Annotated in this window: 13 protein-coding genes and 1 riboswitch; of the genes, 6 read left to right on the forward strand and 7 right to left on the reverse strand. The window is 76.4% G+C overall.

Annotated elements, in window-relative coordinates; translation table 11 throughout:
- Nucleotides 1-71: 71 nt before the first annotated feature.
- Nucleotides 72-989, forward strand: coding sequence for a cobalt-precorrin-6A reductase (locus IEY37_RS00475; RefSeq protein ID WP_229673468.1), 918 nt, complete (start codon nucleotides 72-74; stop codon nucleotides 987-989).
- Here IEY37_RS00475 and IEY37_RS00480 read toward each other — a convergent pair.
- Entirely contained in the window at nucleotides 952-1956 is a 1005-nt protein-coding gene (locus IEY37_RS00480; protein ID WP_229673469.1) for a cobalamin biosynthesis protein, read from the reverse strand. The two genes, IEY37_RS00475 and IEY37_RS00480, sit on opposite strands and share 38 nt — an antisense overlap.
- Before the next feature lie 185 nt (nucleotides 1957-2141).
- Between IEY37_RS00480 and IEY37_RS00485 the strand changes: the two genes are divergently transcribed.
- Both IEY37_RS00485 and IEY37_RS00490 read left to right on the forward strand, forming a co-directional pair.
- Nucleotides 2142-2693 (forward strand): bifunctional adenosylcobinamide kinase/adenosylcobinamide-phosphate guanylyltransferase, encoded by a 552-nt coding sequence (locus IEY37_RS00485; protein ID WP_229673470.1) that lies wholly within the window; start codon nucleotides 2142-2144, stop codon nucleotides 2691-2693.
- 97 nt (nucleotides 2694-2790) lie between these two features.
- Nucleotides 2791-4185 (forward strand): mannitol dehydrogenase family protein, encoded by a 1395-nt coding sequence (locus IEY37_RS00490; RefSeq protein WP_229673471.1) that lies wholly within the window; start codon nucleotides 2791-2793, stop codon nucleotides 4183-4185.
- Between the two features lie 126 nt (nucleotides 4186-4311).
- On the opposite strand, the gene IEY37_RS00495 is transcribed toward IEY37_RS00490, so the two are convergent.
- The 6 genes from IEY37_RS00495 to IEY37_RS00520 form a co-directional block, all read right to left on the reverse strand.
- A complete protein-coding gene (locus IEY37_RS00495) occupies nucleotides 4312-4788 on the reverse strand; it encodes an ATP-binding protein (RefSeq protein WP_229673472.1) in 477 nt (158 codons plus the stop codon).
- A gap of 91 nt (nucleotides 4789-4879) precedes the next feature.
- On the reverse strand, nucleotides 4880-5227 hold the full coding sequence (locus tag IEY37_RS00500; protein ID WP_188939575.1) for a DUF3140 domain-containing protein: 348 nt from the start codon (nucleotides 5225-5227) through the stop codon (nucleotides 4880-4882).
- A 39-nt stretch (nucleotides 5228-5266) separates the two neighbouring features.
- Nucleotides 5267-6085: an adenosylcobinamide-GDP ribazoletransferase gene (locus IEY37_RS00505; protein WP_229673473.1), complete on the reverse strand. Its 819-nt coding sequence runs from the start codon at nucleotides 6083-6085 to the stop codon at nucleotides 5267-5269.
- Complete coding sequence (gene cobT / locus IEY37_RS00510) at nucleotides 6082-7197, reverse strand: nicotinate-nucleotide--dimethylbenzimidazole phosphoribosyltransferase (protein WP_188939576.1); 1116 nt, start codon at nucleotides 7195-7197, stop codon at nucleotides 6082-6084. The genes IEY37_RS00505 and cobT overlap by 4 nt, the downstream gene beginning before the upstream one ends.
- Nucleotides 7194-8003, reverse strand: a complete 810-nt coding sequence (locus IEY37_RS00515; RefSeq protein WP_188939577.1) for a CbtA family protein — start codon at nucleotides 8001-8003, stop codon at nucleotides 7194-7196. The genes cobT and IEY37_RS00515 overlap by 4 nt, the downstream gene beginning before the upstream one ends.
- Before the next feature lie 10 nt (nucleotides 8004-8013).
- Complete coding sequence (locus IEY37_RS00520) at nucleotides 8014-8223, reverse strand: CbtB domain-containing protein (protein WP_188940096.1); 210 nt, start codon at nucleotides 8221-8223, stop codon at nucleotides 8014-8016.
- A 37-nt stretch (nucleotides 8224-8260) separates the two neighbouring features.
- Nucleotides 8261-8402: riboswitch (adenosylcobalamin (AdoCbl) riboswitch) on the reverse strand.
- A 106-nt stretch (nucleotides 8403-8508) separates the two neighbouring features.
- Between IEY37_RS00520 and IEY37_RS00525 the strand changes: the two genes are divergently transcribed.
- The 3 genes from IEY37_RS00525 to IEY37_RS00535 all read left to right on the forward strand — a co-directional run bounded on the left by IEY37_RS00525 (nucleotide 8509) and on the right by IEY37_RS00535 (nucleotide 10925).
- Nucleotides 8509-9168 (forward strand): histidine phosphatase family protein, encoded by a 660-nt coding sequence (locus IEY37_RS00525; RefSeq protein ID WP_188939578.1) that lies wholly within the window; start codon nucleotides 8509-8511, stop codon nucleotides 9166-9168.
- A gap of 90 nt (nucleotides 9169-9258) precedes the next feature.
- The gene (locus IEY37_RS00530; RefSeq protein ID WP_188939579.1) at nucleotides 9259-10218 is read left to right on the forward strand and encodes a PRC-barrel domain-containing protein; all 960 of its coding nucleotides are present in this window, start codon (nucleotides 9259-9261) and stop codon (nucleotides 10216-10218) included.
- 95 nt (nucleotides 10219-10313) lie between these two features.
- On the forward strand, nucleotides 10314-10925 hold the full coding sequence (locus IEY37_RS00535) for an RES domain-containing protein (protein ID WP_229673475.1): 612 nt from the start codon (nucleotides 10314-10316) through the stop codon (nucleotides 10923-10925).
- The last annotated feature ends 13 nt before the right edge of the window (nucleotides 10926-10938 follow it).

Here is a 10938-nt window from a genome sequence, read left to right on the forward strand (position 1 = left end):
GCCAGGCTGTGCCGGTCCGCCGGGCCGGCGGACGGCGCCCCGATCCTAGTCGGGGTGGTTGGCTGGTCGTCGTGACCGCGCAGCCCCCCGTTCCCGCGCCGGACGGGCCGGTGCTGCTGCTCGGCGGCACCGCGGAGGCGCGGGCGCTGGCCGCCGCGCTGCACGACGCCGGGGTGGACGTGCTGACCTCGCTTGCCGGGCGGGTGCGGGCGCCTGCCCGGCCGGCCGGGCGGGTGCGGATCGGCGGTTTCGGCGGCGCCGAGGGCCTGCGCCGGTACCTGGTCGCCGAGCGGGTGCGGCTGCTGGTCGACGCCACCCATCCCTACGCGGTCACCATGTCCGGCAACGCCGTGGCGGCGGCCGCCGCGGCCGGGGTGCCGCTGCTGCGGCTGGCCCGGCCGGGCTGGGACGCGCGACCGGACGCCGCCGGGTGGCACTGGGTGCCGGGCCATCGCGAGGCGGCGGCGCTGGCGGCGCGGCTCGGCCGCCGGCCGCTGCTGACCACCGGCCGGCAGACGCTGGCCGACTACGCCGGGCTCGCCGACCGGCCGGCGGTGGTGCGGCTGGTGGAACCGCCGGACCGGCCGCTGCCCGCGGACTGGACGGTGCTGCTGGACCGCGGGCCGTACCGGCTCGAGGACGAGCTCCTGTTGCTGCGCCGGCACGGCATCGACGTGCTGGTCACCAAGGACTCCGGCGGCCGCTACACCAGCGCCAAGCTGGACGCCGCCGCCGCGCTCGGGATCCCGGTCGTGGTGGTGGCCCGGCCGGCGCACCCGGCCGGCGCGGGGGGCACCGACGGTACGGGGGGCACGGGGAGCACGGGGAGCACGGGGAGCACGGGGAGCACGGGGAGCACGGGGAGCACGGGGAGCACGGGGAGCATCGACGGCACGGACGGCACGGAGCCGGTGACGGCCGTGGATGCCGTGGACGCCGCCGTCCGGTGGGTCATCGACCGGCTCGCCGGCGACCGCGCCGCCCGCTGACGGCGCTGCTGGCGCTGACGGCCTTGATGGTGGGGACGGCGGCCGCGACCCCCGCGCTCAGCCATCCGACCGTCGCCGCCAGCCGAACTGCCCGCGGGATGTCGGCGGGCCCCGGCGGCGGCCCGTCGCCCAGCGTCCCGCGGTCCTCCGCCGCGCCCTCGTAGCTGTTGGTGCCGCCCAGCGTGATGCCCAGGGCGCCGGCGGCCGCCGCCTCCACCGGCCCGGCGTTCGGACTCGGGTGCCGGCCGCCGTCGCGCCGGGCCGCCGCGATCGCGGCCGCCGGCCGGCCGCCGACCACCGGGGCGGCCGCCGCGGTCAGCGCGACGCACAGCCGGGCGGGCAGCAGGTTCACCAGGTCGTCCAGCCGGGCCGCGACCCGGCCGAACCGCAGGTAGCGGTCACTGCGGTGGCCGACCATGGCGTCCAGGGTGTTGACCGCCCGGTAGCCGAGCAGGCCCGGCACGCCGAACAGGGCGCCCCAGACCAGCGGGCCGACGACGGCGTCCGAGGTGTTCTCGGCCACCGACTCCACGACGGCCCTGGCCACCTCGCCCGTGTCCAGTCGGGCGGTGTCCCGGCCCACCAGGTGGGTCAGCCGCACGCGCGCCGCCGGCAGGTCCCCGGCCACCAGCCGGGTGTGCACCGCCGCCGCCTCCCGGCCGAGCGACCGGCCGCCGAGCACCGTCCAGGTCGCCCCGGCGGTCAGCGCCGCCCGCGGCCACGGCCACCGGCGCAGACCCCGCTCGGCGACTGCCGCCGCGCCGACCACCGGCAGCACCAGGGCGGCGACGTGCCACCCGCCGGCCGCGACCGTGTCGCGGTACCAGCGCCGCTCGGCCAGGGCCGCGACGGCGCCGAAGCCCGCGACGGGATGTCGGCGCCGCGGGTCGCCGAGCGCCCGGTCGGCCAGCGCCCCGAGCAGCAGCCCCGCGGCGCGGGACAGGTCCGGCCGCGACGGATCGGGCACGGTCCCTCCTTTCCGTGTCGATGTCACTGCGGATGCCGGTGTGCCGGTGCCGGTCGCGGTGCCGGTCGCGGTGCCGGTGTCGGTGTCGCTGTCGATCGGGCGATCGCCCGGCGAGCCTCGCCGGCGACCGTCGGTGCCCGGCCACCCCGCCCATCCTGCGGCCCCGGGCCGCGTACGGTGCCCTGGTGGCGGCGGCGCGGCGGGTCCTGGTGACCGGAGGCGTCCGCTCCGGCAAGTCCCGGCACGCCGAGACCCTCGTCGCCCACCGCTCCACCGTCCGCTACGTGGCCACCGGGCCCGTCCCGGACCCGGACGGCGATCCGGAGTGGGCCGATCGGGTGCGCCGGCACCGGGAGCGGCGACCGGCCGGCTGGGAGACCGCGGAGACCGCCGACCTCGCCGCCGCGGTCGCCTCCGCGCCGGGCGACGTGCTCGTCGACTGCCTGGGCACCTGGCTGACCGCGGTGCTCGACGACCTGAGGGCCTGGGACGCCGCCGACGACGGCTGGCGGGACGAGCTGGACCTGCGGGTGGACCGGTTCTGCGCGGCGTGGTCCGAGCGGACCCGGGACGGGCTGCTGTCCGTCGCGGTGACCAACGAAGTGGGCTGGGGCGTGGTCCCCGAGCACCGGTCGGGGCGGCTGTTCCGGGACCTGCTGGGCACCGTCAACCAGCGGGTCGCCGCGGCGTCCGACGACGTGCTGCTCGTCGTGGCCGGGCGGGTGCTGCGGCTGTGACCCGGCACGGAGCGGCGACCGGCCGGCCGGAGCCCGCGCCGGCCCCGGCCGGGAGTGACCCGATGTCCGCGGCCCGCGCGGGGCGACCGTGACACCCGTGCTGTCCCGCGCCCGCGGCGACGGGCGTCCGGCCGCGCCGGTGCGGATCGTGCACCTGGGCCTGGGCAACTTCTTCCGCGCGCACGAGGCCTGGTACACCGACCGCGCACCGGACGCCGACCGGTGGGGCATCGCGGCCTTCACCGGCCGGTCCACCGCGCCGGCACGGGTGCTCGCCGCCCAGGACTGCCTGTACACCGTGCTCACCCGGGCCGCCGACGGCGACACCGCGCGCGTGGTCGGCAGTCTCAGCCGAGCGCACAGCGGGACCGACCATGCCGCGTGGCTGGCGTCGCTGGCCGACCCGGCCGTGGCGATCCTGTCCCTGACCGTGACCGAGGCCGCCTACCTGCGCTCCCCCGACGGCGGGTTGGCCGCCGACCTGCCCGAGGTCCGGCACGACGTCGCGACGCTCCGGCAGGACCTCCGCGCGCCGGTGCAGACCGTCCCCGGCCGGCTGATGGCCGGGCTGGCGGCCCGGCGCAGCGCCGCCGGACCCGGGAGCCCCGGCGTCCGCGCCGGTCTCGCGGTACTGCCCGGCGACAACCTGCCGGGCAACGGAGGGGTCGCGGCCCGGGTGGTGACCGAGCTGGCGTCCCGGGTGGATCCCGGGCTCGCCGGGTGGATCGAGCAGCACGTCTCGTTCGTCGGGACGGTGGTGGACCGGATCACCCCGGCGACCACCGACGCCGACCTGGAGCCGGCCGCGGCGCTGACCGGCCGCACCGACCGGGCACCGGTCGTCACCGAGCCCTACACCGAATGGCAGCTGTGCGGCGACTTCCCGGCCGGGCATCCCGACTGGGCCGCGGCGGGAGCCCGCTGGGTCGACGACATCGCGCCGTTCGAGGACCGGAAGCTGTGGCTGCTCAACGGCGGTCACAGCCTGCTGGCCTACGCCGGCGGGGCGCTGGGGCACGGCACGGTGGCGGAGGCCGTGTCCGACGCGCGGTGCCGGCGCTGGCTGGGTCAGTGGTGGGACGAGGCGGTACGGCACCTGGCGCTGCCCGACGGCGACAAGGACCGCTACCGCGCTGCTCTCGTGGAGCGGTGGCGCAACCCGCGGATCCGGCACCGGCTGGCGCAGATCGCCGCCGACGGCTCGCAGAAGCTGCCGGTGCGGGTGCTGCCCGCCGTGCGCGCCGAGCGCCGGGCGGGCCGGCTGCCGGCGGGCGGGCTGCGGGTGCTGGCCGGCTGGATCGTGCATCTGCGGGGCCGCGGGCCCGAGGTGACGGACGTGGCCGCGGACCGGTTCCGAGCGCTGGCGGCGGGTCCGCCGGAGCGCGCGGTCCCGGCCGTGCTGGACGCCCTCGACCCGGCGCTGGCTCGCGACCGGCCGGTGGTCGACACCACCGCCCGGCTGTGCCGGGACCTGGAGGACGCCGCGCGGTGACCCCGGTCCGCGACCGCAGCGCCCGGCCGTACCGGTGCGGCCCGCGGCGGCGGCCCGTCGATGCGGCACCACGCCCCGCGGATCTCGGAACCGCCGCGGACACCGCACTCGCGGTCCGTCCCGGCGTCAGCCGCTGACCAGCGCGACGAGCCGGTCGGCCACGGCGGCCGGCGGCGTGTCCGCCGTGTCGATGTGGACGTCGCAGCTCGCCAGCAGCAGCGGCACCACCTCGGCGATGTCGGCCAGGACCTTGTCCCGCTCGGCGTCCGTCCGACCGAACCCCCCGGTGCGCGTCCGGAGTCGCTGCAGCAGCACCGGTGTCGGTGCGTGCAGCAGCACGACGTGGTCGAACCGGTCGCGGAACAGGCCCTGGTTCGCTCGGCAGCCGGCGACGAACAGCCCCGGCCCGGCGTCGCCGGCCAGCAGCGCGGCCATCCGGTCCTCGCGCCACACCTCGTCGGTGCCGTCCGCGGTCCGGCGCAACCACTCCGGCGCGTCGGTCTCCACGGTCCGGTAGCCGCGGGCGGCGAGCAGGTCGAGCACGGTCGACTTGCCGGCCCCGGACATACCGGTGACCAGGACGCGCCGGCCTGCCGACCCCACGGGGACCTCCTGCGCTGATCCGTCCGGTGCGGCCGGTCGAGGACGCCGGCCTCGGCCACCGGCGTCGGGATCCTGCCTCAGGACGCCGGCCTCAGGACTTGAGGGGATCGTGCCCCCAGTTCATCAGCGAGTAGCGCCATGGGGTGTCGGCCAGCTCGTCGTCGGACTTGTCCGGCCGCTGCGCCAGGTGCCGCGCGACGTAGCCGTGCACCTTGCGCATGTCGGCCAGGTCGTCGTCGGACAGGTCGCCGGCCTTGGTGTCCAGCAGCTCGAGGATGCGCCGGCCGTAGTGGTGACCGGTGCTCTCCCCGCCGCCGCTGCTCTTCTGCCCCACGGACTTGGACTCGTCGGTCTCGAGCCAGTCGGAGAGCTGCGACCTCGTCATGTTCACCGCGTCGGCGAACTCGTTGCGGACGGTCTTCGCGTCGTCGTCTGCCACGGGCTGCCCGGTTCCACCGGACAGCCGGGGCGAAACGGGTCAGCCGGCGGCGAGCGGGACGAGCAGCGCCGCCAGGGCGACCTCGACCGAGGCGCCGAGCACGTCGCCGGTGACGCCACCCAACCGCCGCCGGCAACGCAGGACCACGGCACCGGCCGCCACCGTCGCCAGCACCGCCCCCAGCGCCCCGCGCCACCACGGCAGGCCGGTCAGCGCCGCGGCCGCCGCCAGCAGGGCGCCCGCCGCCACCAGCACCGCCACCGTCGCGGGCAGCGGGACGGACCCCGCCACCGCCGCGCCCAGCCCGCCCGTCCGGGCCGCCGGGACGTTGCGGGTGCAGCCCGGCAGCACCCACCACCGGGACACGCAGACCGCCACCGCCAGCAGCACGGCGCCCCATGGGCGGTGCAGCACCGCCGCGGCCCCGGCCAGCTGCGCGGCCAGCACCAGCACAACCGCGACCACCCCCGCCGGCCCGGTGTCCCCGCGCCGCATGACCGCCAGCGCGCGCTCCCGGTCGTAGGAGGCGGCCAGCCCGTCCGCCGTGTCGGCGAGCCCGTCCAGGTGCAGGCCGCGGTCGCCGAGCGCCAGCACGCCCACCGCGAGCACGGCCACCAGCAGTGACGGCAGCCCCAGCCGGACACCGGCCCAGCACACCAGGCCGGTCACCACCCCGAGCGGTACCGTCGCCGGCCCGGCCAGCAGCATCGCGGCCCGGGCCACCGGCCGGTCGACGCGGGACGGCGGTCGCACCGGCACCGCGGTGAAGGTGCCCGCCGCCATCCGCAGCCCGTCGACCACGACGGACCGGGGCCCGCCGGCGGCCGCGCCGGCACCGGCCGGGCCGCTGCCCGTCACGCCAGGACGTCGGCGAGCAGCGCCATCCGGCCGAGGATCGCGGCCGCGGACCGGACGAGCGGGACGGCGGCGACCGCGCCGGTGCCCTCGCCGAGGCGCATCCCGAGGTCGAGCAGCGGCACCAGTCCCAGGGCTTGCAGCGCCAGGGACTGCGCGGGCTCGGTGGAGCGGTGACCGGCGGCGCACCAGGCGGCCACCCCCGGTGCGATCCGGTCCGCGACGAGCGCCTGCGCCACGGCGATCACGCCGTCCAGCAGGACCGGGACGCCGCGCTCGGCCGCCCGCACCAGGAATCCCGCCGCCGCGGCGAAGTCGGCCCCGCCGGCGGCGGCGAGCAGGTCGACCGGGTCCCCGACGCGGGGGGCGACGCGGTCGACGGCGGCCCGCACGACCGACGCTTTCTGCGCCAGGGCGATGTCGTCGACGCCGGTGCCGCGGCCGGTCACCAGGTCCGCGTCCAGGCCCAGCACCGCGCCGATCAGGGCGGCCGCCGGCGTGGTGTTGCCGATGCCGAGGTCCCCGCTCACCAAGAGGTCCGCACCGGCCGCGATCTCCTCGTCGGCGACGGCGGCGCCGGCGGCCAGCGCCCGGCGGACCTCGTCGGCCGAGCAGGCGTCCTCGACGTCGATCGAGCCGCTGCCGCGCCGGATCTTGTGCGCCCGGACCGCCTCCGGGACGCCGGTGAGCTCGTCGTCCACCGAGATGTCCAGCACCCGCAGGGCGACGTCGTGGACCGCGCACAGCACGCTGATCCCGGCGCCGCCGCCGACGATGGTGCGGACCATCGCCGGGGTCACCGCGGCCGGGTACGCGGAGACCCCGCGCACCGTGACCCCGTGGTCGCCGGCGAACACCACGGCGCGGACGGCGGCGGGCACCCGCGGCGGGCAGCGGTCCTGGCAGGCGGACAGCCACACGGCGAGCTCACCCAGCCGACCCCACGCGCCGGCCGGCGTCGCCAGCCCGGCCAGCCGGTCGTGCGCCGCCGCGCGGGCCGCGGCGGACGGCGGTGCGATCACCGCCGGGGCCCAGGTGGTCGTGCCGGCGGTCGCAGCCGCGGCGGCCGTCCCTCCCACGGTGGCCCGGGTGGCCGCCGTGTCGCCTCCGGTCATGCCGCGGACCCGGCGCGGGCGGCCAGGTGCCGGCGCACGGGCGTGCGCAGCAACAGCCCCAGCGCGATGCCGGCGACGCCCCACAGGCACAGCTGGACGCCGGCGGAGGCGGTGCGGAAGCTCCACAGCAGCGAGGCCGGGAAGGCGTCCGGGACCTCGTCGACCACCGGGAACAGCCGCGCGGCCACGATCATCACGACCGCGTAGCCGGCACCGGCGGCCAGCGCCGCGTTCCAGCCGCCCCACCGCCGGGACAGCGCGCGGGCCGCCACGACCGCGGCCAGCACGGCCAGCACCGAGAGGCCGAGGAAGCCGAAGTACGCGGCGGTGCGGGCGCCGATGGTGTCGGCCTGCCCGACGGACGGCGGGTTCGCCGGGTACTTGAGGAACGGCACCAGCGACGCCGCGCCGAAACCCAGCGCGGCGCACAGCGCGCTGGTGCCCTGGGCGGTGCGGGTACCGACCCGGCCGAAGGCGACCCCGGTGGCCAGGCCGACGAGGCCGCCCACCGCCAGCCCGACCACCAGGGTGCCGGTGGCCAGCCCCCACGTCGACTGGTCGGCGCGGGACACCAGCTCGTCGTCGGCCTCGTACGCCGTGCTCATGCGGATGCCACCGGCGGGTGCGCCCGCACCGTCGCCTGCGGCCGGCGCGGCGTGGTGATGCCCGTCGGCGCCGTGTCCCTCGAGGGTGACCGCCGCGGACACCGGGCCCTCGCCGACCAGGTACGCCATGCCGAACGTCAGCACCCCGGCGATCAGGCCCGCCAGCAACCCACGGACCAGGAAGGTCCGGATGGTGAGCACGCCCGCGCCGTCAGTGGCAGGGGAAGCCGAGCAGGTGGCGGGCGTCGTGCACCCACTCGTGCACGCCGGTGCCGGAGAACACCGACACGGCACCCTGCTCGGCCGACACGAAGTACAGGGCCAGCAGCAGCAGCACGCCGGCGAAGAACAGCCACGGCAGCGCCTGGCGCAGCGGCAGCACCGGCAGAGCGGGCACGGCCGGCACGGCGGTCGCGGGCAGCGCGGACGCGGGCGGGCTGAACGGGATGGCAGTCACGGAACCTCCTCGGGGGTACGGCGCCCCCACCTGAAGTGGACAGGTGCGACATCGAGGTCTGACTCGGGGCTGCTGCCCCTCACAGTGGCGCGACCGTGCCGGAATCCCACCGGCTTCCCGATGCCGCAGTGCTGTGACCGTAGACCTCCGCTCTCAGGCCCGGCAACGCCGGCCCGGCCGCGCCACCGGATCTGCGACGCTGTCCGCGATGCCTGCCACCCCCACCCCGACCCGGCCGGCCCGGCCGCGGTGAGCCGCCTGCTGCTGGTGGCGGCGGCGGCCACCGCCGCGACCAGGGCCGCGGCGTTCCCGGCCCCGGAGGAGCCCCTCGCCCCGGCGGACCTGTCGCCGGCCACCGTCCGCCACCGCGACGTTTGGTGCGGCCCGGAACGGCGCTGCCGGGAGACGGCCGCAGCGCTGGGCTGGACGGCGCGGGTGGTGCCCGCGCTGGCCGACCTGGACGCCGGCAGCTGGACGGGGCGGCCGGCCGCCGACCTGCCCGTCGCGGAGGTGGGCAGGTTCCTCGCGGACCCGGCCGTCGCGGCGCCGGGCGGCGAGTCGGTGCTCGACCTGATCCGTCGCGTGGGCTCCGCGGTGGTCGGCGACCCGACCGGCGCCGGGCAGCGGGACGGCGACAGCGACCGCGGTGGGAGCGACAGCGACAGCGGTGGGAGCGGCACCGGCAGGGGTGGGAGCGGCACCGGCATCGGTCCCGGCGGGCTGCGCGTGGTGGTCGCCGGTGCGGCCGCGGTCCGGGCGGGTGTCGCGGCGCTGCTCGGGATGCCCGGACTGTTCGCGGTGGTGGACGTCGGGCCGTTGACCGCCGTGCACCTGACCGGGCACGGCGCCGGGTGGCGGCTGCGCGGCCTGCTGCCCTACCCGGCGTGGCGGGACGGCCTGCCCCGCTGACGCCCGTGCGAGCGACGGATCTGGAACAATAGTTGCAGCGGTTGCGACAGTTGCAGGCGCTCGACGCTCGTCCTCATCGTGGGAGCAACCATGGTTCACCATCTGCAGTCTGATATCGGCATCGCAGTGGATGGTGTCGTCGTCGGCGCCGGCGGTGACGAGCTCGGCAAGGTCGGCCAGGTCTTCGTGGACAACGAGACCGGTCAGCCGACCTGGGTGACGGTCAAGACCGGCTGGTTCGGTGGCAACCAGTCCTTCGTGCCGCTGGATGACGCCAGCATCGAGGGCAACCGCGTCGTGGTGCCCTACGACCAGGACAAGGTCAAGGGCGCACCGAACTTCGCCGAGGACGAGCCGCTGTCCGAGCAGGACGAGGACCGGCTCTACGAGTACTACGACATCGGGGACCGCCTGCCAGTCGGTAGCTTCGATCGACGTACCTTCGATATGTCGCATCTTGAAGGATCCGCAACGGCCGCGCGGGCGCAGGAGTTGGAGACAACACCGTCCGACGCCGATCAACGGTCTCGCACTCGGCGACTTCGTATCCTGGCCGCCGAGCTGACTGCGTTGGCCGACTCAGGCTCCTGGGGTGACGACTCCGCGGACCTCGCGCTGCCTGCGGCATGGGGGCCAACGCCGTCCGAGCAGGAACGCGAAAGCGCGGAGCTCGCGAATCTGGAGTTGACCTTCAGGCAGCGCGCAGAAGTCCTCGAACGCTCGGTGAGCCGTGGGGACGTCGCCAGCTTGTTGAGGATGACGGACCAAGCCGTGACGAAGCTAGTCGTGGCCGGTCGGCTTGTAGCGCTCAAGGACCGAGGACGGTGGGCCATCCCGACGTGGCAATTCGATGCCGATTCGGTGGCCGGGGTCTTACCCGCGATCGATCGATTGGCCGCAGCCTTTCCGGGAGGCCCAGTCGCTTTGAGCCGCTGGGCGACCCGACCGTCACCCGACTTGAATGGCGACAGCCCCAGCCGTGCTCTTGCAGCGGGGCGCGTCGAGGAGGTCGTTGCGGTGGCGGACGCCCTCGCCAAGTCGGCGTGGTAAGGGAGCTCCGACCGCCGAGGCGACCACTGCATTCCTCCGCCGTCGAATGGACGTGGTCCCCGCCTGACCCGGCAGCAACCTGGCAGTGGTGCCGGGTGTACCACCGGGGTGCCCGTACGCCGCGAGGTGACACGCCCCGACGCTTCGGCCCGTTGAACCGCTTCGATCCCCACACTGTAGAAGACGCCACGGCCCCGGTGCCGCGAGACGATCCCGACGGCCGCACGGTGCTCTACATCGGCGCCAACCTGGCTACATCGGCATCCGAGGTGTTCGGCGAGGCCGGTGTCGCGGAGGTGTGCCCGTCGTTTCGTGTTGCCCTTCTCAGCCCAATCCGCCCGCTCCGCTTCGTCGATCTGGCCGGGGAAGGGTCCGCGATGGCCATCGGAGCGCTTCCAATGTTGGGAAGCGGGAACGTCGCGCGGCGACTGTCGCAGGACTGGGCGCGGGCGATATACGAGGACCAACCGCTCGACCACCGCGCCGACGGCGTCCACTACTTGTCCGCCTACAACAACGGGCCCTCTCTTGCCGTGTGGGACTCACAAGGCAAAGTCAGGGTTGGACTTCCTTTGGTGCGCGAGGGCGTCGACGTGCCATTGGATCTGCCAGGCATGCTGGTACGGCTGAAGGAAGTCCTGCCGGTTCGCGGCATCCCGGTGCGAACCATCAACTCGAGCGAGTGTCGGCGGTGTCAGCAGGACTGACCGGTGGTGGCCG

This window comes from Nakamurella endophytica, from assembly GCF_014646215.1.
Taxonomy (GTDB): domain Bacteria; phylum Actinomycetota; class Actinomycetes; order Mycobacteriales; family Nakamurellaceae; genus Nakamurella; species Nakamurella endophytica.